Below are 22,212 nucleotides of genomic sequence, written 5' to 3'. Positions count from 1 at the left end.
ACTGAAGGGTAGACACGTGGAACTGACGGTGGTCATGCCCTGCCTCAATGAGGCGGAGACCGTGGAAGTCTGTGTGCGCAAGGCACTGGCGTGCATGGAGGAGCACGGCATCGAGGGCGAGGTCCTGATCGCCGACAACGGCAGCACGGACGGCTCTCAACAGCTCGCCCGCGACGCCGGCGCCCGCGTGGTCCACGTCGAGGAGAAGGGCTACGGCAACGCCCTCATGGGCGGCATCAGAGCGGCGCGCGGCAAATTCGTCATCATGGGCGACGCCGACGACTCCTACGATTTCACTTCGCTGCTGCCGTTCGTCGAGCAGCTGCGGGACGGCGCCGACCTGGTCATGGGCAACCGGTTCAAGGGCGGCATCGCGCCCGGGGCCATGCCCCCGCTACACCGCTACCTGGGCAACCCGGTGTTGTCGTTCATCGGCCGGCTGTTCTTCCCGTCGGCGATCGGCGACTTCCACTGCGGCCTGCGCGGCTTCCGGCGCGACTCGATTCTGAAGCTGCAGCTGCAGACCGGCGGCATGGAGTTCGCCTCCGAGATGGTGGTCCGCTCCACGCTGTCCGGGCTCGACGTGCGCGAGGTGCCCACGACCCTCTCGCCCGACGGCCGCTCCCGCCCGCCGCACCTGCGCTCCTGGCGCGACGGCTGGCGCCACCTGCGTTTCCTGCTGCTCTACAGCCCGAAGTGGCTGTTCTTCTACCCCGGCGTGCTGATGATGATCATCGGCCTGGTGGCGGGGACCGCGCTGACCTTCGGCCCGGTGGAGATCGGCGAGCTCGCCTTCGACGTCGACACCCTGGTCGGGACGTCGGCGCTGGTGGTGATCGGCTTCCAGGCGGCGTTGTTCGCGCTGTTCACGAAGGTCTATGCGGCCGAGGAAGGGTTCCTGCCGGAGTCGCCACGGATCCGCAAAATCATCGACATCGTTACCTTGGAAAAGGGTCTCGTGGTCGGCGGGCTGCTGGCGCTGGCCGGCCTGGTCGGACTGGTGATGTCGCTGGTGCACTGGCAGGTGCGCAGCTTCGGCGAGCTGGACCCGCGTTTGTCGCTGCGTCTGGTGGTGCCGTCGGCGACGGCGCTGATCATGAGCTTCCAGACGATCTTCGCCACGCTCTTCGTCAGCATCCTCGGGATCCGGCGGTCCCGCGAAACCCCTATCGACCGCGCCGCGGCCGCCGCTGAGGAGGCTGCGGAGGCACTTACACGAGCAAAATCAAAAGCATAAGGATCTTTTACGCGTTGCCGTGGTCGGCCAGTCGCCGCCGCCGGCTCGCGCCTGTCCAGGGAAACGGCCTCTGACCGGTCAGTGGCGCACCACCGCAACGACGCGCTCTGTGGACCGAGTTCCGTGGCTTGCCACGCCGCTCCGGCAGCCGAAGTGCGGCGAGTGGCAGGCCACGGCACCGCGTACACAACGGCACCGCGTAAACAATCGTGAAGTTAGAGTCCCTTAGGCTAAGACCATGTCGCAGCACATTTTGACCGCCGTAGCTTGGCCGTATGCGAACGGCCCTCGTCACATCGGGCACGTGTCAGGTTTCGGCGTGCCGTCTGACGTTTTCAGCCGCTACCAGCGGATGGCGGGCAACAAGGTGCTGATGGTCTCCGGCACCGACGAGCACGGCACGCCCATCCAGGTGCAGGCCGACAAGGAAGGCGTCAGCGCCAGGGAGCTGGCCGACCGCTACAACCGCGTCATCGCCGAGGACCTCACCGGCCTGGGGCTGTCCTACGACCTGTTCACCAGGACCACCACGAACAACCACTACGCCGTCACGCAGCAGATCTTCAAGGGTCTCTACGACAACGGCTACATCTTCCCGAAGACCACGATGGGCGCGATCTCGCCCTCGACCGGCCGCACGCTGCCCGACCGCTACATCGAGGGCACCTGCCCCATCTGCGGCTACGACGGCGCGCGCGGCGACCAGTGCGACAACTGCGGCAACCAGCTGGACCCGATCCAGCTGATCAACCCCAAGAGCCGCATCAACGGCGAGACCCCGATCTTCGTCGAGACCGAGCACTTCATGCTCGACCTGCCCGCCTTCGCCGAGGTGCTCGGCTCCTACCTGCAGTCCAAGCAGGGCGAGTGGCGGCCCAACGTGCTGAAGTTCGCCCTCAACCTGCTCGGCGACCTGCAGCCGCGGGCGATCAGCCGCGACCTCGACTGGGGCGTGCCGATCCCGCTCGACGGCTGGCGTGACCAGCCCAACAAGCGGCTCTACGTGTGGTTCGACGCGGTCATTGGCTACCTGTCGGCCTCCATCGAGTGGGCCAGGCGCTCCGGCGACCCCGACGCCTGGCGCCAGTGGTGGCAAAACCCCGACGCCCGCGGCTACTACTTCATGGGCAAGGACAACATCGTCTTCCACGCCGAGATCTGGCCGGCGATGTTGTTCGGCTACAGCGGCCAGGGCGCCCGCGGCGGCTCGCCGGGCTCGCTCGGTGCGCTCAACCTGCCGTCCGAGGTGGTCTCCAGCGAGTTCCTGACGATGGAGGGCAAGAAGTTCTCCTCCTCCCGCCAGGTCGTCATCTACGTCCGCGACTTCCTCGCGCGCTACGACGCCGACGCGCTGCGCTACTACATCGCGGTCGCCGGGCCGGAAAACCAGGACACCGACTTCACCTGGCAGGAGTTCGTCAACCGCAACAACGGCGAGCTCGTCGCGGCCTGGGGCAACCTGGTCAACCGGTCGATCTCGATGGCGGCGAAAAACTTCGGCGCCGTCCCCGAGGCGGGCGACCTGACCGACGCCGACCGGGCGCTGCTGGAGCGCTCGCGCAACGCGTTCGGCCCGGTGGGCGCGGAGCTCAACAGGTCCAGGTTCAAGAACGCGATCACCGAGGCGTTCGACGTGGTCCGCGAGGCCAACAAATACCTGGCCGAGCAGGAGCCGTGGAAGCTCAAGGAAGACCCGGCGCGGCAGAAGTCGATCCTGCACGTCGCGCTCCAGGTGGTCGACGACGCCAAGACGATGCTCACGCCGTTCCTGCCCAGCTCCTCCAACAAGGTCTTCGCCATGCTCGGTGGCGAGGGCGTCTGGTCGGGCATGCCGGAGATCCACGAGGTCGACGAGGACGGCGGCAAGCCATACCCGGTGATCACCGGTGACTACGACGGCGCGGCCCGCTGGGAGCACCGGCCGATCAAGCCGGGCACGCAGCTCGCGCCGCCGGTGCCGCTGTTCAAGAAGCTCGACCCGAAGGTCGTGGACGAGGAGCTGGCCCGGCTGGCCGAGTGACCTCCGTGAGCAAGATTCCCACCGCGCCGGAGCCGCTTTCCGCGCCCGTGTTCGACAGCCACTGCCACCTCGACATCATGGTGGGCAACCGGCAGGCGTCCTCCGGTGACCCGGTGGCGCAGGCGGCTCAGTCGTCCGCGGCCACCGTACGGAGCATTCTGGAGGACGCCAGGGCGGTCGGCGTGGCCAGGCTCGTGACGATCGGCTACGACCTGAAGTCCTCCCGGTGGAACGCGGAGACGGCGGCGGCGCAGGAAGGCGTGTACGCCGGGGTCGCGATCCATCCGAACGAGGCGCACGAGGCGACTGCTGAGGTGCTGGCCGAGATCGAGGCACTGGCGGGGAGGCCGGAGGTGCGGGCGGTGGGGGAGACCGGGCTCGACTACTACCGCGACTGGGCGAGCAAGGATGACCAGCACGCCAGTTTCCGCGCGCACATCGAGATCGCCAAGCGCACCGGCATGGCCCTGGTCATCCATGACCGGGACGCGCACGACGACGTGCTGAAGGTGCTGGCCGCGGAGGGGGCGCCGGACAAGGTGGTGTTCCACAGCTTCTCGGGCGACGCCGAAATGGCGAAAAAGTGCGTTGAAGCTGGATATTTCATGTCGTTCTCCGGGCCGGTCACCTACAAGAACGCCGCCTACCTCCGCGAGGCCGCCGCCGTGGCGCCCCTCGAGCTCATGCTGGTCGAGACCGACGCCCCCTACCTGCCGCCGGTCCCGCACCGCGGCAAGCCCAACGCCCCCTACCTCATCCCGCTCACCCTCCGCTGCCTCGCCGAGGTCAAAGGGATCCATCCTGACCGGTTGTGCGAGGCGATCAGCGGCAATGGAGTCACGGTCTTCGGCGAGTGGTGACCATCTTTTGGTGAACAGGTGGCCGCCGGCCGCCTGCCAGTCGGCCGGCGACCCGCACGCGCGCAACGCCGACGGGCCCTACTACGGCGGCCGTGGCCGAGCTGCGGCGCCCACCTGTTCGAGGAGGCCTATCCCGACACCGACACCCCGAAGTCGGCCCCCTTGGGCGGCTGAAGCGGCTGCAGGCTCTCGGCGTTCCGCCCGGCCACCGCGACCTTCCCGTACGGCTGCGCGTCCGGCTGCCCCACGAACAGCTTGTTGCCGCTGAAGGCCACCGACCAGCCGAACAGCCCGTCGCCGGTCGGCAGCTTCCTGTCCTCGGAGGCGCTCTTCCACGACACGACGCGCACGCCGCCGCCGTAGGGGGCACCGATGGCCAACCGGCCGTCCGCCGAGGCGGCCATCGAGAACCCGAACGCCTGCCTGCCGCCCTGCGTCACCGTCCTGATGGGCTTTCTGGCGGGGTTGAGCAACTGCACCGAGCCGGGTCCGGGGGAGCTGATCGCGTAACCGGATCCCTCCGAGTACGCCACCGCGTAGCCGTACCTGTCGCCGGAGGCCTTGGTCGGCGAGTCCAGCTTCAGGCTCGTGATCTGGGCCGCGAACACGTCGTCGATGAACACGGCCGAGCCCGAGTCGATCTTTCCTGCCTCGATCTGGCGGCCCGCGCCGTCGTCGTTCTCGTACGGGACGCCGACGAGCAGCGCGTTCCCCGGCCCGAACACCATCGACCAGCCGAACTGGTCGCCCACCTCGCTGTTGCCGCGCACGTCGACGCTCTCCTGGCTGATCCTGCGGAGCTCACCCGTGCCCTTGCGCACGTAGATCGCGCCCACGTCGAGGAGCTGTCCCTCGTCCTCGTACGGCGCCCCGATGGACACCAGGTCGCCCCGGGCCGCCAGCGACCAGCCGAAGTGGGCGAAGCGCTGCGGCTGCGCGGCCGTCAGGCGCTGCGGAGGCTTGGCGCCGCCGCCGTAGACCACGTACGCGGCCCCGGCATCCTCGACGCCGTCCACATCCGCGTACGGGACGCCGACCACCACGTCGGCGCAGGCGTCGCCGTCGACCTTCGCCAGGCGCGCCACCCATCCGAAGGCGTCACCCCTGACCAGGCCCGGCACCGAGACGGGGACGACCTTGGCGCCGGACAGCACGTGCACGGCGCCCTTCTGATCGTCCGCGAACGGGTCGCCCACCACGACGTCGTCCACGCCGTCACCGTCGAAGTCGGCTGCTCCCGCGCAGGCCGCGGCGGTTGCGGCCGGCGCCACCGCGGTCGTGCCGGTCGCGGCCGGCGCCACCGCGGCCGAAGCGGCGGTGGACGGCGCCACCGTCATGCCGGCCGCGGACAGCAGCGCGATGAGCGCCTCTCGGATCCTCACAGCGCCACCTCGATCTGCTTGCCGTTCTCGAGCATGGTCGCCGTCAACTTCACCGGCTTGCGGTAGTTGGCCAGGTCGAACACGAAGGCGCTGTCCACGCGGGCGCCCGGCAGGATGGCCGGGGGCAGCGTGACGGGGGCGGGGTCGTGCTCGCCGCCGCGGTCGTCGACCATGGTGACCACGGGCTGGATCAGCACTTTGCGCTCGCCGCCCGGGTTGAGCATCGTCCAGCGGATCACGCAGAGCTGACCCTGGGTCGCGGTCTTGCCCTCGTACTCCTTCAGCCCGCACTCCGGGGCGGCCGCCACGATGGCGACGGGGTCGTCGAAGTTGGCGCCCAGCGGGAACCTGCGGCCCACATCGTTCGGGCCGGCCGTGGGGGCGGCCTGGGACTGGTTGCCGGGGTTGGCGGGCACCGTGTTCCGGCCGGACGTGACGATCAGGACGGCCACCGTGACGACGATGGCCAGCACGGCCGCCGCGGCGGCGATGAGCCACCGGGTGCCCGGGGTCCTGGTGCCGCCTAAGGTATCGGGCTCGCTCGGGAGCAGCTCCGGGGTGATCCGGATCGCCTGATCGCCCGGGTGCGTGTCGGCGGCCGTTTGCCGCGGTTGCGCCTCGGGCGTCACAGGAGACGCTTGCCGCATTTGCTGTTGCGCCTGGGCGTCCGGCGCTCCAGGAGTCGCTTGCCGCATTTGCTGTTGCGCTCGGGTGTCCGGCGCTCCAGGAGCGGCTTGAGGCGCCTGCCGCTCCTTCTGCCGATCGCCTCGCCGGAACAGCCCGCCGGGCCGAGCCTGCTCCTGACCAGGCGCTCCACCCTGGGCCGCAGCGGGCCAGCGGGCCAGCTCCTCCTTGGCCGCTTGCTCCTCCCTGCGCGCCAGCTCTTCGAACGACGCCGGATTCGGCCGTGCCGCACCGGGTCCGCCCGGCCCCGCCGCACCGGGTCCGCCCGGCGCCGCCGCACCGGGTCCGCCCGGCGCCGCCGCACCGGGTCGGGCCGGCGGCGCCGTACCAGAGCCGCCAGGCAGACCGGGTTCGCCCGGCGCCGGCGCACCGGACCCGCCAGGCACCCCAGGGGAGGCGCTGGGCGCCCGGCCCATGGTGTCGCTTGGCGGCGGAGTTGTGAACGTCGCCGTGATGTCGGGTTTGTCCACCACGTTCTGCGGCGGCTGCCAGTCAGTGAGCATCTCGGTCGCGACCAAGGTCGGCGGATTGACCGACGGCGGCGGCGTATTGCCTCCCACCAGCGCGATCAGCAGGTCCTGCGCCGTCGGACGCGACGCGGGATCCATCGAGGTGGCCTGCCGCGCCAGCTCATTCAGCGGCGCGGGCAGCGCACCCAGCTCCGGTGGGGCGTTCAGCACGCGGTGGGCCATCGTGATGGGGTCGCCGCGGCCGAACGGATGCCGCCCGTTGCCCGCGTACGCCACCAGGCAGCCCCAGGCGAAGATGTCGGCCGCCGGGCTGACCATCTCACCACGTACCTGCTCGGGCGCCCACCACCCCGGGCTGCCCAGCAACTCGCCGGAAAGCGTGAACCCGGTCTCCCTGTCGAGCGCCCTGGCGATCCCGAAGTCGATCACCCGTGGCCCGGACAGCGACAAGATCACGTTGGCGGGCTTGAGATCCCTGTGCACCAGCCCCGCCACATGGATCGCGGCCAACGCCGCCGCCACCCCCAGCGCGACGCCATGGAGCGGTCCCGGATCCAGAGCCCCATATTTTGCGATCTGATCGGACAGCGGGGTGCCCGCGATGTACTCGGTCACCATGTACGGCCGCCCGTCACCGGTGTTGCCGTTGTCCAGCACCTGAGCCGTGCAGAACGACGCAACCCGGCGAGCGTTGTCGACCTCCGCATGGAACCTGGCCGCGAACCCCTCCTGGTTGGCGAACTCCGCCTTCACCACCTTGAGCGCGACAAAACGCCCCGTCGGCGCACGTGCGAGGAAGACGGTCCCCATCCCGCCTTCGCCGAGCCTGCCCAGCAGGCGATATGGCCCGATCTCCCGCAAGTCCGTCGGGCGGAGCGGCGCGGCGCCCGTTGGCTCCATGAGGGACGTCCCTTCCTGTTCCACGCCATCCTCTCCTTTGGTCTCCCCATATGCCATTGCACGTTCTTCGATACGAGAGACTGGTTGGATGATGAGGCTGTTGGGCCCTGCAGAAATACGTATTTTGGCGGATAAGCTAGATCTTCGTCCCACAAAAAAGCTGGGCCAGAACTTCGTGATCGATGCCGGAACGGTCCGGCGCATCGTCCGCGTGGCCGACTTGTCGCCGGACGACGTGGTCATCGAGGTGGGACCGGGCCTCGGTTCGCTCACCCTGGCCCTGCTGCCGGCGGCCGCGCACGTGGTTGCCGTCGAGATCGACCCGGTCCTCGCCACCCAACTCCCCATCACGGTCGCCGACCGCGGTCCGTCCGACAAGCTCACGGTCGTCAACGCCGACGCCATGAAGATCACGCCTGACGACCTGGCAGGTCACGTTCCCACGGCGCTGGTCGCCAACCTCCCGTACAACGTGGCCGTCCCGGTGGTGCTCCACCTCCTGCAGGTGCTCCCGTCCCTGCGCAAGGGCCTGGTGATGGTGCAGTCCGAGGTGGCCGACCGCCTCGCCGCCGGACCGGGTTCGAAGGTGTACGGTGTGCCGTCGGTCAAGGCCGCCTGGTACGCGGACGTACGCCGGGCCGGCCCTGTCGGCCGTACCGTCTTCTGGCCCGTCCCCAACGTCGACTCCGGCCTCGTCTCCCTCACCCGCCGCGAACCACCCGCCACGACCGCCTCCCGCGAGGAGGTCTTCGCCGTGATCGACGCCGCGTTCGCCCAGCGCCGCAAGACTCTGCGCGCGGCTTTGGCGTCATGGGCGGGCAGCCCGGCCGAGGCGGAGCACGTCCTCAGGGCGGCCGGCGTGGACCCGTCGGCCCGCGGCGAACAACTCGACATCACTGCCTTCACGCGCATCGCCGAGGTCCGCCACTGAGGTTGTCCACAGCGCCCATAGCCCCCACCCTCCCATCCACAGAACCACGTTCGGCCTCTCGGCACTCAGCCTCCCCGCACGATGCTGGCCTTCCTCATCCACCCACCACGGACGGACCCCGGAAGGCCTCCCATGACGCACCCCTTCGCCCTCCTCTCGCTCACGTTCACGAGCGGCTTCTTCGCCACCTTCACGCCCCTCCCCGGCACAACGGCCCCCACCGCCGGCCCCGACACGGCAACCCAGATCTCGCTCCCGCAGCAGCAGGAACCGAAGCAGAAAAAACAGAAGAAACCGAAGAGGGAAAGGAAGGACAAGACCACCCTTGGCGCCATCGCGGCCTCCGCTGCCCTCGACCAACTAGGCGTCTCCTTCTCCTGGGGAGGAGGGTCAGCGAAAGGGCCCACCCTCGGCATAGGCCGGGGAGCGAACACCAGAGGCTTCGACTGCAGCGGCCTGACCCTCTACGCCTGGTCCAGAGCGGGGGTGACCCTGACCCACTACACGGGCGCCCAGTTCCGCCAGGGCCGCAGGATCACACCCGGCGCCCGCCGGGTTGGTGACCTGCTCTTCTTCGGCGGTGGCACAGGTGACCCCACCCACGTCGCCCTCTACCTGGGCGGAGGACGAATGATCCACGCCCCCAAGACCGGCGACGTGGTCAAGAAGACCGACTTCCTCAGATCGCCCTACTACCGCGCCACCTACCGAGGCGCCGTACGCCCAGGCTGAGTCCGCCGACCGGCACAGGCATTCACCAACCCGCCCACGAGTCCGGACAGCAACTCCCGATCTTCATGCCGTGCGGGCTCATACTCCATGAGTCCAAGCCCAACCACCTCGAACCGCCGGGCAATGGCGTTCACCAAGGACAGGAGCCGCTCAGGATGCAATCCTCCTGGCGCAGGACTCCCCACACTCCGGAAGACCTCCGGATCGAGCACGTCGAAGTCGACATGCACATAGACGACGGCGTCACCGGGACCGGCGGAAGGGGACGCGACAGCACCTTCTATCGCCTCCACGAGCGCGACGGCTGCGGCATCGCCTCCCGCCTCCGCATCCACCAGGGGAATGCCCATGGCAGCAACGAAGTCCACCTCCGCAGGATCGAGATCCCGCACGCCCGCCAGCACGATCCGCCCCGAATCCAGGGGCGTGTCCGGCACCAACCCCTCAGGCCCCTCCCCGGTCAACGCCCGCAGAACCATCCCGTGATAAGCGCCAGAAGGTGAGGACTTCGGCGTGTTCAAATCCGCATGCGCATCAAACCAGACCACGACCAGCCGATCCCCATACCGCTTCCTGGCCGCCGCCACTGGCTCGAGCTCAACCCCACAGTCCCCACCGACAGTGACCACCAGCCCGCGCTCATCCGCAATCGCCGCTCGAACCCGGGAAGCCGTCACCACAAGGCTGTCATCGTCAACCTCGACCCGCACCCGCCGATCGGCCTCCACCATGTCGGCGACCAGCCGCGCCCCTTCCCGAAGTCGTTCCCTCGTCCGCGATCCGGACCCTGACGACTGAGCCACCTCGACAACCGTGACCTCGGACAATGCGCCCCCCAAGTACCAAACCCATCCATGTCACGCCCAAGCTTGCCGTACCGCACCTAACGGAACGAAGAACCCCCAGAAGCCCGGACGCAACCAAAGGCGGAGAGGTTACTCTTCGTCACCAGACCGTCATGGGGCAAACACCCATCTACTGACTCTGCGTGTCGGCGAATGGGCCGTTCCCTGGGGCATATTGCGAGAACCGCATGTCAGGGCAGCGTGTCCCGATAGCATCTAGTGTCCTTGACCCCGGCAAGTGATGAGAGTGGCGCAAGATCGATGAGTTCGGTGACCGTGCGTGTGCCAGCCAAGGTCAACGTGCAGCTTTCTGTCGGCCCGCTCCGGGACGACGGCTACCACGACCTGGTCAACGTCTTCCACGCAGTGTCGATCTTCGATGAGGTGGTGGCGAAGGAGTCCGAGTCCATCTCGGTGTCGGTTACCGGGAAATGGTCCGATCAGGTGCCGGTCGACGACAGCAACCTGGCGATCCGGGCCGCCCGCGCGCTCGCCAAGCACGCGGGACGCACCTACGGAGCCGACCTGATCATCCACAAGTCCATCCCCGTCGCGGGCGGGATGGCCGGCGGCAGCGCGGACGCCGCCGGCGCTCTCGTCGCCTGCAACGAGCTCTGGGGGCTTGGCCTGCCCTTCGACGACCTCATGGAGATTGCCGGAGATCTTGGCAGCGACGTGCCGTTCTCCCTGCTCGGCGGCACCGCGGTCGGCACCGGCCGGGGCGAGCAGCTGAGCGAGCTCCCCACCGGCGGCACGTTCCACTGGGTGTTCGCCCTGGCCGACGGCGGCTTGTCCACGCCCAGTGTTTACGCCGAATGCGACCGGCTCCGTGCCGCCGAGGCGGCCGAAGTGCCCTGGCCCCAACTGAACGACTCGCTCCTGGAAGCCCTGGGCACCGGCGACGCCTACGCTCTGGGCGCTCACCTGAGCAACGACCTCCAGCCCGCCGCACTCAACCTCCGCCCGGAGCTGGCGCCGACCTTGGACGCAGGCCGCCAGCACGGAGCCCTGGGCGCGATCGTCTCCGGCTCCGGCCCCACCTGCGCTTTCCTGGCCATCGACGCCCTCCACGCCCGGGACCTGGCCCTCAGCCTGACAACCACGGGCGCCACCCACACCGCCGTCTCCGCCCACGGCCCCGTCCGCGGCGCCACCCTCATCTAACCGGTGCTCCTCCAACCGCCCGGAAGAACGCACGAGCCCCACCGCACCACATCAACGCAGGAGTCGCCCCACCACCGCGATCCGGTGGGCCCCGCCGGCCCCGCTGGCCCGCCGGCTCCGCTGGCCCGCCGGCTCCGCCATCCCAGGCGACGGATCAGCTCCTGAGGCGAGCAATCCGCCGCGGTTCGTGCGCACGTTGGCCCCGTCTCCTTGTTGGGGGTGGCCTGCCGCGTGATACCCGTGTTGGGGGATGCCTGCTGCGCGAGACCCGTGTTGGGGGTGCCTGCTGCCGCGAGACCCGTGTAGGGGGATGCCTGCTGGGACAGAGCGATTCAGCGACCCTTGCCCGCCATGCGGTGCCTCGGGGCTGTGTTGGGCCGCATCGAGGGCGGACGGGGTGCCGCCGGGGAGCCTATACCCTGGACAAGTCATGAATCTGGTCAATCTTGAGTCGGTTTCCCATGCCTACGGGCCCAAGCCGCTCCTCAGCGACGTGTCCCTCGGCGTTGAGGCCGGGGAGCGGATCGGCGTCGTCGGGCGCAACGGGGGCGGCAAGACGACCCTGATGTCCGTCATCGCGGGAGATGTGCGCCCCGACAGCGGTCGTGTCACACACACCCGTGGACTGCGGGTCGGTTTCCTCTCCCAGCAGGACACCCTCGATCCGGCCGCCACCATACGAGAGACCGTCATGGGCGGGATGGCCGAGCACGAGTGGGCCGGGGATCAGCGAGTTCGGGAGATCCTGGCCAACCTCATCGGAGACCTCGACCTCGACGCCAAGACCGGCGACCTGTCGGGTGGCGAGCGCAGGCGTACGGCGCTGGCGAAGCTGCTCATCGACGAGCACGACCTGATCATGCTGGACGAGCCCACCAACCACCTCGACATCGAGGCCATCGCGTGGCTGGCCGGGCATGTTGCGGCCATGAAGAGCGCGCTGCTCGTGGTGACGCACGACCGATGGTTCCTCGACGCCGTCTCCACCCGCACGTGGGAGGTCGTGGACGGGCGCGTCGAGCGCTACGAAGGAGGCTACGCCGCCTACGTGCTCGCCAAGGCCGAGCGGGCGCGCATCGCTCAGGCCGCCGAGGACCGCCGCCAAAACCTCATGCGCAAGGAGATCGCCTGGCTGCGCCGCGGCCCGCCCGCCCGCACATCCAAGCCGAAGTTCCGCATCGAGGCAGCCCAGGCGCTGATCGCGAACGAGCCGCCGCCGCGAGAGGCCGTCGAGCTGATGCGGTTCGCCGCGGCACGGCTGGGCAAGACCGTGTACGACCTCGAGGACATCACCCTGCACGCGGGCGGGCCGGCCACCGGGCCGCTGGTGCTCGACCGCTGCACGTGGCAGTTCGGGCCGGGCGACCGCATCGGGCTGATCGGGGTCAACGGGTCAGGTAAGTCGTCGGTGTTGCGGCTGCTCGCCGACACGATCAAGCCCGACTCCGGCCGCGTGGTCAGGGGCAAGACCGTACGTCTCGCGCACCTGTCCCAGGAGCTGGCCGAGCTCGATCCGATGCGGCGGGTGCTGGAGTCGGTCGAGGAAGTGCGCAAATACCTCCAGCTCGGCAAGAGGGAATGGACCGCCTCCCAGCTCCTCGAACGCCTGGGCTTCCGCGGCGACGCGCAGTGGAAGGTCATCGGCGACCTGTCCGGTGGCGAACGCCGCCGGCTCCAGCTGCTCAGACTGCTCATGGACGACCCCAACGTCCTGCTGCTCGACGAGCCGACCAACGACCTCGACATCGAGACGCTCAACGAGTTGGAAGACCTGCTGGACGGCTGGCCCGGCACGCTGATCCTGGTGAGCCACGACCGCTACTTCCTGGAGCGGGTGACCGATCGCTCCGTCGCGCTGCTGGGCGACGGCAAGCTGTCGCTGCTGCCCGGCGGGGTGGACGAATACCTGGAACGACGCGCGGCGGGCACCGCCATGACCGCCCGCCTGGCCTCCGCGACCGCGACGGGCGGCGTGTCCGGTTCTGCCGATGTTAGTGGCGGGCCAGGGCCGAGTCCGACCGCAGGGCCGGCGTCCGGCCAGCTGCCGTCCGGGCTGTCGGCCAAGGAGGAGCGGGAGCTCCGCAAGGAGCTCAACCGCCTGGAACGTCAGCTCGACAGGCTGACCGACCAGGAGGCCCGCCTCCACACCGCCATGGCCGAGGCGGCCAGCGACTACGCCAAGCTGGGCACCCTGGACGCCGAACTACGCGAGATCACGGCCCAGAAGGACACCGTCGAATCGGAGTGGCTCGACCTGGCCGACCGCCTCGGCGACTGACCGCGCCCGCCCCTTCTGACGCGATCTCCCCCCAGGGTCGCCCATCTCTTCCTGTTGACGGTCGCTTCCCCATCGGCCGTGCGGTCGCGTCCCGTGCATCCGTGCGGTTCCTGCGTCTGTGCGATGGCGTCCCCTACGTCTGTGCGGCCACGTCCCCTGCGTCCGTGCGCCCCTGCGCCCGTGAGCCGTGCGTCGCCCGTCAGCCGTCAGCCGTCAGCCGTGAGCCGTGAGCCGTGCGCCCTGCGTCGGGGCGTCGTCTGTGCGTCGTGCTCCCGTACGGTCGCGCCAACGCGGCCCGCCCGCGCCGACGCTGGTTTCCGTCTGGCGTGGCCAGTCGTGAAGGCTCACGGAGTCCTCGCCGTTGCGAGCGCATCGTTGGCCGGGATAACGGCGCAGATCAGCGGGGAGAGTCGAAGGGAGCGAGGAGCGTGCGGAGGAGAGAGGCGAGGGCGCGCTGATCGCCCAGCTCCAGCCCGGACAGCAGATCATGTTCCCGCCGCAGCAGGTCGGCGAAAGCGGCGTCGACGCGGGCCAGCCCCGTGTCCGTCAGGGACACCAGCACGCCGCGCCGATCCTCGGGATCGGGTCGCCGGCGGACGAGCCCCGCCTGGGCGAGGCGGTCGATACGGTTGGTCATGGTCCCCGAGGTGACCAACGTGGCACGGAGCAGCGCCCCGGGGCTGAGCTCGTACGGCTTTCCGGCGCGCCGCAGCGCCGTCAGCACGTCGAACTCCCAGGGCTCCAGATCGTGCTCGGCGAACGCGGCACGGCGGGCCCGGTCGAGATGCTTGGCGAGTCGTGACACTCTAGAGAGCACCTGGAGCGGCTCGACATCGAGGTCGGGGCGTTCCGCTCGCCAAGCCGCCACGAGGCGGTCGACCTCGTCTCTCGCATCCTCGGTCATGACACAGAAGTGTACTGTCTTGACATCGAGATATATCTCTCGATATCAATTATCTTCATGTCAAGAGATATCTGGGACCCGGTAACCTACGCGGTCTACGCTGACGAGCGGTCGCGGCCGTTCATCGAGCTGATCTCCAGAGTGGGGGCGGTCGAGCCCGACTATGTCGTGGACGCTGGTTGCGGCAGCGGGGAGCTCACCGTCGAGCTGGGCAATCGCTGGCCCAACGCGACGATTGAGGGCTTCGACTCCTCGCCCGCGATGATCACCAAGGCGCGTCAGCTCGAGACCTCCGCCAGGTTCGCCGTCGCCGACGTGGCCACCTGGCGGCCGGACCGGCCGATGGACGTGATCGTCTCCAACGCCGTCCTGCAATGGGTGCCCGCCCATCGCGACGTGCTGGAGCACTGGATGGAGGAGCTGGCCCCGGGCGGCTGGCTGGCCTTCCAGGTGCCGGGCAACTTCGACGCGCCGAGCCACGTCGCCATCCGCGAGCTGTGTGCCTCGCGGACCTGGTCCGACAAGCTCAGCGACGTCATCAGAGGCAACCCGGTCGACGACCCCGCCGAATACCTCGACCTGCTCAACCAGGGCGGCACCCAGGTGGACGTCTGGGAGACGACGTACGTGCACGTGCTCCAGGGTGAGAACCCGGTGCTGGACTGGGTCTCCGGCACCGCCCTGCGCCCGCTGCTCGACCGGCTGGACCCGGACGAGCAGCGGCGGTTCAAGGCCGATCTGGCGGGGCCACTCGCGCAGGCGTATCCGGCCAGGCGCTACGGCACGCCCTTCCCCTTTAGGAGGATCTTCGTGGTGGCCCAGAAATGATCAGAGCGCTGCATCACGTCCAGCTCGCCGCGCCCAAAGGCAGCGAGCCACTCCTCAGAGATTTCTACGTGGGTGTGCTCGGCCTGCGCGAGGTGTCAAAGCCGCCGAAACTTGCCGGACGCGGCGGCGCCTGGTTTAGGGGCGACGGCGTGGAGATCCACCTCGGCATCGAGGACGACTTCAGGCCCGCACGCAAGGCCCATCCGGCCTTCCTGGTGGACGACCTCGACGCGCACGTCGCCAAGCTTCCTGACGCGGTCCCCGATGACCTTTTCCCAGGTTATCGGCGGATCTATGTCTCCGATCCGGTCGGGAACAGAATCGAGCTCCTGCAATTAGTGTGATGTTTACCTAGTGGTGGCATCATTGTCCGAAATCGGACACTTGTGAGGCGTAGTGGGCATCGAGATCGAGGACAAGTTCGACGTTCCGCAGGATTATGTGATTCCGGACCTGAGCGGCCTGGCCGATGTCGTAGGCCCGAAGAGTTACCAGCTCGTGGCCCTTTACTATGACACGCCCGACCTGCGGCTGGCCGCCCGAGGCGTCACGCTCAGGCGGCGACGAGGTGGCAACGACGCCGGCTGGCACCTGAAGCTGCCCAAGGCGAAGGGCGTGCGGCAGGAGATCACTCATCCGCTCACGCGCAGCACTAAGATCGTGCCTCCCGAGCTCGCCGAACTCGTCCGTGCCTACACCCGGGGCGCCGATCTCCAGGTGGTCGCCGAGCTGGACACCCGCAGAAGCGTCACGGTCCTGCATGACGGTGGGACCATGCTGGTCGAGATCGCGGACGACCGCGTCAAGGGCACCATCTACGCGCGCGAACCGGCCGAAGACAAACCCGCCAACACCGAACCAGCCGAGGATGGAGCAGCGGGAGACGAAGACGCCGGTGTCAAGGTCGTGCGGTGGCGCGAGGTCGAGGCGGAGCTGCTCGACGACACCAGGCAGGCGCTGCTGGCCAAGGTCGGCAAACGGCTCAGGAAGGCCGGCGCCACCCCCTCTGATGCCACGAGCAAACTCGCCAAGCTGCTCGAACCCGCCCCACCCGCCAGAGCCCGCACCGTACCCGGGTCGGCCGGCGAGACCGTCGTCGACTACCTGGCGAGCCAGGTGTCCGCCCTCCTCTCGCAGGATCCCCGGGTACGCCGGGCCGAGGACGACGCCGTGCACCAGATGCGCGTGGCGTGCCGCCGGCTGCGGAGCGCGCTGAAGGCGTTCAAGTCCGTGGTCGTCGACACCGGACAGCTCCAGGAGGAGCTGCAGTGGCTCGGCAACGTTCTCGGCGAGGCCCGCGACCTGGAGGTGACCAGGGCCAGGTTCGCCAAGCTGCTCGCCCGCGTGGCCCCCGAGCTGATCATCGGCCCGGTCCACACCAGGCTCGGCTCGGACCTCCTCAAACGCGAGGAGGAGTCGTACGTGCGGATCAAGGACGCGCTCAGCGGCGAGCGCTACTACGCGCTCCTCAACGCGCTCGACGAGCTCATCGCCGAGCCGAACCTGGGCAAGGCGGCGGCCAAGCCGGCACAGGAGCGGCTCAGCGCCATCGCCGCGGACGGCTGGAACAGGGTGACCAGAGCGTACGACTTCGCCCAGGCCATCGAGGACCCCGAACGCCGCGAGATCGCCATGCATGACGTGCGCAAAGCGGCCAAACGCGCCCGTTACACCGCCGAAGCGCTGCAACCCACCCTCGGCAGGAATATGGCCAAACTGGCTAAGCTGTCCGAGGACATCCAGGAAGTACTGGGGACGCACCAGGACGGCGTGGTCGCACAGGAAACGTTGGCGAAGGAGGCGGAAAGCGCCCGTCAGGCAGGTGAGGACACCTTCACATACGGGCTGCTGGTCGGGATAGAACGCAACATCGCAGACCGGGCACACGCCGACTTCCCCAGGGTATGGGCGGAAACTGTCAAAGCAGTGGGGATGCTTCTATGAGCGATCTTCCGGTCATTCCCTTCGAACGCAGCAACCTCCTCGAGGTGCCCCCGGCCTACCGGGAGCTTCGGGTCAAGGAGGGCATCGCCAAAGTACGCACCCGCATGGGGGACGAGGTCTGGCTCGTCAGCGGCTACGAGGACGCCCGCAAGCTGTTCAACGACAGCAGGCTGGGACGCTCGCATCCGGAGCCGGACAAGGCCGCGCGGCTGTCGGCCTCGGCCCTGCTGGGCGGGCCGCAGGGCGACATCGCCACGGAGAAGGCCGAGCACGACCGCATGCGCAAGCTCTTCATGCCGTCGTTCTCGGCCCGCCGCATGAAGGCGCTCACCGAGCACGTGGGCGCACTGGTCGACGAGCGGCTCGACCACATCGCCAAGCTGACGCCGCCGGTGGACCTGCACGCCGAGCTGTCCTTCCCGCTGCCGGTGCTGGTGATCTGCCAGCTGCTCGGCGTGCCGTACGAGGACAGGGACTACTTCGGCGGCGTGTCGAGCCGTATGGGCGACATGCTGGACCCGGAGAAGAGCCAGGCCGCCCGCGAGGAGCTGGGCGCGTACATGGCGGGCCTGATCGAGCGCAAGCGGCATGAGCCGGGCGAGGACGTGCTGTCCGACCTGGCGGGCGAGCTGGACGACGACGGCAAGATCGCCGAGCTGGCCGGCGGGCTGCTGTTCGCCGGGCACGAGACGACGGTCAACCGCATCGACTTCGGCGTGCTGCTCCTGCTGTCCAACCCTGATCAGCTCGAGCTCCTCAAGGCCGATCCCGGGCTGGCGCCGGGGGCGGTCGAGGAGATCCTGCGCATGGTCGTGACGAGTCTGCACGGCCTGCCCAGGTACGCCCACGAGGAGGTCGAGGTCGACGGCCGGACCATCCGCAGGGGCGAGGCGGTGGTGATCCTTCCAGGCGTGGCCAACCGGGACGAGCGGGTCTATCCGGATCCTGACGTGTTCGACATCAGACGTCCGCAATCGGACCCGCATCTGAGCTTCGGCTACGGGCCGCGCTTCTGCATCGGCGCCAGCCTGGCCAGGGTCGAGCTGATCGCCGTGTTCAGCAGGCTGTTCGAGCGCTTCCCTGAGCTGCGGCTGGCCGTCCCCGCCGAGGAGCTGCCGCGCACGGTGGGGAGGATCGCCGACGGGTTCGCGAAACTGCCCGTCACCTGGTGACTACTTGCCCCAGAGCTTTCGGTACGCCTCACGGTAGCCCTTCGGATCCCAGGAGGAGCCGGCGTCGCTGTTGGCGGCCGTGGTGATGTGGACAGGTGCGACGATGCCGCTGGCGGGCTCGCCGGAGAAGGCCCGGTTGAACTCGTCGATGATCTGCCAGCCCTGCGCGGCCAGCGGTTCCGGCACCGTGGCGGCCTGGAACGCCTTGCTGTTGATGCGTTGGAAGGCGGACGGGTCGCCGTCGCCCGCGCCGATGTTGAACGGAGCGTCCCCGCCCTGCTTGCCCGCAGCACGCAGGGCGGGGGCGGCATCGGCGAAATAGAGGTCGTTGATGGCCACGGAGTGTGTCCACTTGTCGCCAAAGCGGGACAGCAGGGAGGAGACCTCCTGCGGGGTGCGGGTGCTGGCGTCGGGGATGGGAATGTTCGACTCCGAGAGGAGCTCGACGCCGGAGCAGGTCGCGAGCTCTTTCTTGATCAGGTCCGACTTTCCCTTGGCGAAGGGGATGGAGGCGTCGGTGAAGACGACCACGCCTGCCCGGCCGTTCGATTGACTGATGATCCAGTCCGCGCTGATCTTCGCGACGTCCTCGACCTTCGTGGTGATGTTGGTGAAGAGCTTGGGGTCCTTGCTCGGGCCGGGCATGGCGACGGCGTGCCAGCCGATGAGGGGGATGCCCGCGGCTTCGGCCTGCGCCACCTGCTGGGCGGTCGACTTGGGGTCGAACCCGGACAGGACGATGCCGGCCGGTTTGACGGCGACGGCCTGGCTGAGCGCCGCCTGGATACCCGCAGGGGTGCCCTGCCCGTCGATGATCCGCACCTGCCAGCCGATGGCCTGCGCGGCTTCCTTGACGCCTTCGGCCGTGCCGGCGACGCCAGGGTTGGTCATGCTTTGGGCGACATAGACGATGTTCTTGCCCGCAACCGCTTTCGGGCCGCCGTCCGGGCCAACCCAGGGGGCGTTCACGTCTTCGGCCTGCTCGACCGCCGTCTTCGCGGCCGCGAGGACGGTGGGGCAGCCGGCTTGCGAGGACGTGGCGGCGGCGGTGGCGGCGGCGGTCTCCGACCCGCGGGTGCAGCCGGTGACGGACGTGGTGACCACGGCCAGGGCGGCCAGGGCTCGCAGGGTTTCCTTACGAGTGAGGTGCGGCATGGGGAACTCCTTGACGGCATGCGGAACAGGGGGCCTGGGGTGAGGGCGCGGGCTACGTGAGGCTCTGCGTCGATCCAGCGGCCGATGACGGCGCACCCGCGGGGTCGTCCGCCCTGTCGGGCGCCGGCCGGCGGGTGGCGGTGGCGCCTGCGCGGAGCCTGCGGCGGGCGGAGAGCCCGGCCAGGCCGACCGCCAGCAGCAGGGTGCTGCCGTTGAACAGTGGTGTCGCCCAGAAAGCGGCGCCGAACTGTCCGATGCCCGCCAGACCGATGGCCAGGATGGTGACGGCGACCACGGTGCCGGCGGCGTTGGCACGGCCAGGCTTGATCGCGGTGGAGCCCAGCAGGGCGCCCACGAACGCGGGCAACAGGTAGTCCATGCCGACACTCGGGTTGCCGATCTGCTGCTGCGAGGCCAGCAGGACACCGGCGAAGCCGACCACCAACCCTGAGCCGGTGAAGGCGAGGATGCCGTAGCGGCGGGTGGGGATGCCGACGAGTTCGGCGGCGCGGGCATTGGAGCCGATGACGTACAGGTAGCGGCCGAGCGGCAGCCGCTCGAGCAGCAGCCAGAGCGCGGCGGCGAGGGCAAGCACGTAGAAGGCGGGCACGGGGAGGCCGAGAAGCTTGGAGTCGTACAGGTCCGTGAAGGCCGGAGGCAGGCCCTGCGGGCCCGGGACGATCCTGGCGCCGTCGGTGCTCCAGAGGGTGAGGGCGTACAGGACGCTGCCGGTGCCCAGGGTGGCGATGAAGGAGTCGATCTGGGCGAACTCCACGAGCAGGCCGTTGAGCACGCCGACGATCCCCCCGCCGAGGATGACGGTGGCGCAGGCCAGCGGCCAGGACCACCCGTTGCCCACGATGAGCTGCATCGTCATGACATGGGCGAGCCCCAGGCCGTAGCCGATCGACAGGTCGAACTTGCCGATGACGATGGGGATCATCGCGCCTAGCGCGAGGATGGCCGGGATCGACTGGTTGGACAGGATCGACGAGGCGTTGGCCAGGGTCGGGAAGGTGTCCGGCAGTGCCAGGGAGAACCCGATGAACAGCAGCACGGCCAGGACGAGCAGGCCATACGTGCCGACCAGGTGACCACGCAGGCGGCCGGCCGCGGACCGCGCGGTGCCGGTCGCCATCACTCGCCCACCGTTCCGGTCAGGGCCGGCCCAGTCAAAGCAGGCCCAGTCAAAGCAGGCATGGCCGAGGCGGCGTGGGTGAGCTCGGTGACGGTGAGGTCGTCGCCGCTCAGCTCGGCGGTCACGGTGCCGCGTACGAACACCAGGGCGCGGTGGCACACGTTGGCTATCTCCTCGAAGTCGGTGGAAATGAGCAGGACGGCGAGTCCTTCTGCGAGTGCGCCGTCGAGCAGGCGATAGATCTCGGCCTTGGCGCCCACGTCCACACCGGCGGTCGGCTCTTCGAGGATCACCACGCGCCTGCTGATGCGCAGCCAGCGTCCGATCATGATCTTCTGTTGGTTCCCGCCCGACAGGGTGGCGATCGGCGCCTCGGAGTCGGCGGGCCGCACGCCGAACCGCTCGACCAGGGACGTCGCCTCAGCGCGCTCGCGCCGGGGGCCGATCCAACGCAGTAGGGATCGGCCCCCGACGCGAGGGTTGGCCAGGAAGTTCTCGCGGACGGTGAGTTCGAGCGCGCAGCCTTCCTCGTGGCGGTTGCTGGTGACGAATCCGATGCCCGCGTCGACGGCGGCGGCGACCGACCCGGGCCGGTACGGCCTGCCGTCGAGCAGCGCCTCACCGCCCAGGAGCGGCCGCGCTCCGGCGAGGGCCCGGCCGAGCTCCATGTGGCCCGCGCCGGTGAGGCCCACCATGCCGAGGACCTCCCCGGCACGCAGATCCAGATCGACCGGCCCGGCGCCGCGCGTGGTGACGCCGGTGAGCCGGAGCACGGTGGCGCCGGGGGCGCGAGAGGCGTGGGGCCGATGGCTCTCCGGCTCGTGTCCCACGATGTCGTGCACGAGCCGGTCGGGACCGTGGTCGGCGAGGTGGCCCTGGCTGATGAGGCGGCCGTCACGCAGGACCGCGAAACGGTCGGCCACCTGATAGACCTCGTCGAGCCGGTGGCTGACGTAGACGATGCCGTGCCCGCGGTCGCGCAGCGTGTGCAGGACGTCGAACAGCCGCGCGCAATCCGTGGCGGGCAGGCTGGCCGTGGGCTCGTCGAGGACGATGAGCCCGGCCTGGGTGGACAGCGCGCGGGCGATGGCGACGAGGGAGCGTTCAGCGCGCGTGAGGTCGGCCACCGGCGTGTCCGGATGCAGATGACCGGCGACGATCCCGAGGGCCTCGGCGCAGCGCTCGCGGACCCGCCGCCGGGAGACGAGCCCGGCGCTGCGCGGGTAGCCGGTGCCGAGGGCGATGTTCTCGGCCACCGTCATCCACTCCACCAGGCCGAGGTCCTGATGGATGAACGACATCTCGGCGGAGGCGACGCCCGTGCCGAGGGAGTGTCCCGCCACGGTGACCCGGCCCTCGTCGGCGCGGTAGACGCCGGCGAGGATCTTGATGAGCGTCGACTTCCCCGCGCCGTTGTGACCCAGGAGCGCGAGCACGCTGCCCTTGTGGATGTCGAGGTCGAGATCGGCCAGTGCCAGGGTGCCGCCGAACCGCTTGCGCAGGCCCCGGATGGTCACCAGCGGACTGGGTGCCGCGTCGTCGGTAGCGTCATGCACGGATTTCTCCGA

At 69.2% G+C, this 22,212-nt stretch carries 18 protein-coding genes; 11 read left to right on the top strand and 7 right to left on the bottom strand.

What is annotated here, in order from left to right; all coding sequences use genetic code 11:
- Positions 1-16: 16 nt before the first annotated feature.
- The 3 genes from Q9G87_RS36345 to Q9G87_RS36335 all read left to right on the top strand — a co-directional run bounded on the left by Q9G87_RS36345 (position 17) and on the right by Q9G87_RS36335 (position 4,117).
- On the top strand, positions 17-1,237 hold the full coding sequence (locus tag Q9G87_RS36345; protein WP_305921097.1) for a glycosyltransferase family 2 protein: 1,221 nt from the start codon (positions 17-19) through the stop codon (positions 1,235-1,237).
- A 238-nt stretch (positions 1,238-1,475) separates the two neighbouring features.
- Positions 1,476-3,257: a methionine--tRNA ligase gene (metG, locus tag Q9G87_RS36340; protein WP_305921096.1), complete on the top strand. Its 1,782-nt coding sequence runs from the start codon at positions 1,476-1,478 to the stop codon at positions 3,255-3,257.
- A gap of 5 nt (positions 3,258-3,262) precedes the next feature.
- The gene (locus tag Q9G87_RS36335; RefSeq protein WP_305921095.1) at positions 3,263-4,117 is read left to right on the top strand and encodes a TatD family hydrolase; all 855 of its coding nucleotides are present in this window, start codon (positions 3,263-3,265) and stop codon (positions 4,115-4,117) included.
- A gap of 128 nt (positions 4,118-4,245) precedes the next feature.
- On the opposite strand, the gene Q9G87_RS36330 is transcribed toward Q9G87_RS36335, so the two are convergent.
- Both Q9G87_RS36330 and Q9G87_RS36325 read right to left on the bottom strand, forming a co-directional pair.
- Positions 4,246-5,499: a hypothetical protein gene (locus Q9G87_RS36330; RefSeq protein ID WP_305921094.1), complete on the bottom strand. Its 1,254-nt coding sequence runs from the start codon at positions 5,497-5,499 to the stop codon at positions 4,246-4,248.
- Positions 5,496-7,577, bottom strand: a complete 2,082-nt coding sequence (locus tag Q9G87_RS36325) for a serine/threonine protein kinase (protein ID WP_371825874.1) — start codon at positions 7,575-7,577, stop codon at positions 5,496-5,498. The genes Q9G87_RS36330 and Q9G87_RS36325 overlap by 4 nt, the downstream gene beginning before the upstream one ends.
- A 67-nt stretch (positions 7,578-7,644) precedes the next feature.
- On the opposite strand from Q9G87_RS36325, the gene rsmA reads away from it, so the two are divergent.
- Together rsmA and Q9G87_RS36315 are read left to right on the top strand one after the other, a co-directional pair.
- Positions 7,645-8,484, top strand: a complete 840-nt coding sequence (gene rsmA, locus Q9G87_RS36320; RefSeq protein WP_305921234.1) for a 16S rRNA (adenine(1518)-N(6)/adenine(1519)-N(6))-dimethyltransferase RsmA — start codon at positions 7,645-7,647, stop codon at positions 8,482-8,484.
- 132 nt (positions 8,485-8,616) lie between these two features.
- Positions 8,617-9,216, top strand: a complete 600-nt coding sequence (locus tag Q9G87_RS36315; RefSeq protein WP_305921093.1) for an NlpC/P60 family protein — start codon at positions 8,617-8,619, stop codon at positions 9,214-9,216.
- Here Q9G87_RS36315 and Q9G87_RS36310 read toward each other — a convergent pair.
- Complete coding sequence (locus tag Q9G87_RS36310) at positions 9,189-9,947, bottom strand: arginase family protein (RefSeq protein WP_305921092.1); 759 nt, start codon at positions 9,945-9,947, stop codon at positions 9,189-9,191. The two genes, Q9G87_RS36315 and Q9G87_RS36310, sit on opposite strands and share 28 nt — an antisense overlap.
- A 375-nt stretch (positions 9,948-10,322) precedes the next feature.
- Here Q9G87_RS36310 and Q9G87_RS36305 point away from each other — a divergent pair, with 375 nt between their 5' ends.
- Positions 10,323-11,225 carry a 4-(cytidine 5'-diphospho)-2-C-methyl-D-erythritol kinase gene (locus Q9G87_RS36305; protein WP_305921091.1) on the top strand — a complete coding sequence of 301 codons (903 nt, stop codon included), beginning with the start codon at positions 10,323-10,325 and terminating at the stop codon, positions 11,223-11,225.
- A 430-nt stretch (positions 11,226-11,655) separates the two neighbouring features.
- On the top strand, positions 11,656-13,503 hold the full coding sequence (locus Q9G87_RS36300) for an ABC-F family ATP-binding cassette domain-containing protein (protein ID WP_305921090.1): 1,848 nt from the start codon (positions 11,656-11,658) through the stop codon (positions 13,501-13,503).
- 397 nt (positions 13,504-13,900) lie between these two features.
- On the opposite strand, the gene Q9G87_RS36295 is transcribed toward Q9G87_RS36300, so the two are convergent.
- Positions 13,901-14,407 (bottom strand): MarR family winged helix-turn-helix transcriptional regulator, encoded by a 507-nt coding sequence (locus Q9G87_RS36295; protein ID WP_305921089.1) that lies wholly within the window; start codon positions 14,405-14,407, stop codon positions 13,901-13,903.
- Positions 14,408-14,464: 57 nt separating this feature from the next.
- On the opposite strand from Q9G87_RS36295, the gene Q9G87_RS36290 reads away from it, so the two are divergent.
- The 4 genes from Q9G87_RS36290 to Q9G87_RS36275 are packed head-to-tail and all read left to right on the top strand — an operon-like array spanning position 14,465 to position 18,351.
- Positions 14,465-15,235: a trans-aconitate 2-methyltransferase gene (locus Q9G87_RS36290; RefSeq protein ID WP_305921088.1), complete on the top strand. Its 771-nt coding sequence runs from the start codon at positions 14,465-14,467 to the stop codon at positions 15,233-15,235.
- Entirely contained in the window at positions 15,232-15,579 is a 348-nt protein-coding gene (locus Q9G87_RS36285) for a VOC family protein (protein WP_305921087.1), read from the top strand. The genes Q9G87_RS36290 and Q9G87_RS36285 overlap by 4 nt, the downstream gene beginning before the upstream one ends.
- A gap of 52 nt (positions 15,580-15,631) precedes the next feature.
- A complete protein-coding gene (locus Q9G87_RS36280) occupies positions 15,632-17,179 on the top strand; it encodes a CYTH and CHAD domain-containing protein (RefSeq protein ID WP_305921086.1) in 1,548 nt (515 codons plus the stop codon).
- A complete protein-coding gene (locus tag Q9G87_RS36275; protein ID WP_305921085.1) occupies positions 17,176-18,351 on the top strand; it encodes a cytochrome P450 in 1,176 nt (391 codons plus the stop codon). The genes Q9G87_RS36280 and Q9G87_RS36275 overlap by 4 nt, the downstream gene beginning before the upstream one ends.
- On the opposite strand, the gene Q9G87_RS36270 is transcribed toward Q9G87_RS36275, so the two are convergent.
- From Q9G87_RS36270 to Q9G87_RS36260, 3 genes are read right to left on the bottom strand one after another with little or no spacing between them, the layout of a single operon-like run.
- Positions 18,352-19,506, bottom strand: a complete 1,155-nt coding sequence (locus Q9G87_RS36270; RefSeq protein ID WP_305921084.1) for a substrate-binding domain-containing protein — start codon at positions 19,504-19,506, stop codon at positions 18,352-18,354.
- A gap of 52 nt (positions 19,507-19,558) precedes the next feature.
- On the bottom strand, positions 19,559-20,644 hold the full coding sequence (locus tag Q9G87_RS36265; RefSeq protein ID WP_305921083.1) for an ABC transporter permease: 1,086 nt from the start codon (positions 20,642-20,644) through the stop codon (positions 19,559-19,561).
- Entirely contained in the window at positions 20,644-22,200 is a 1,557-nt protein-coding gene (locus Q9G87_RS36260; protein ID WP_305921082.1) for a sugar ABC transporter ATP-binding protein, read from the bottom strand. Before Q9G87_RS36260 ends, Q9G87_RS36265 begins: the two co-directional genes overlap by 1 nt.
- Between the last annotated feature and the right edge of the window lie 12 nt (positions 22,201-22,212).

It is taken from the genome of Nonomuraea turcica (genome assembly GCF_030718205.1).
Taxonomy (GTDB): Bacteria; Actinomycetota; Actinomycetes; order Streptosporangiales; family Streptosporangiaceae; genus Nonomuraea.
The sequence above is the reverse complement of the archived record's forward strand: the minus strand, read 5'-3'. Positions and strand labels throughout refer to the sequence as shown.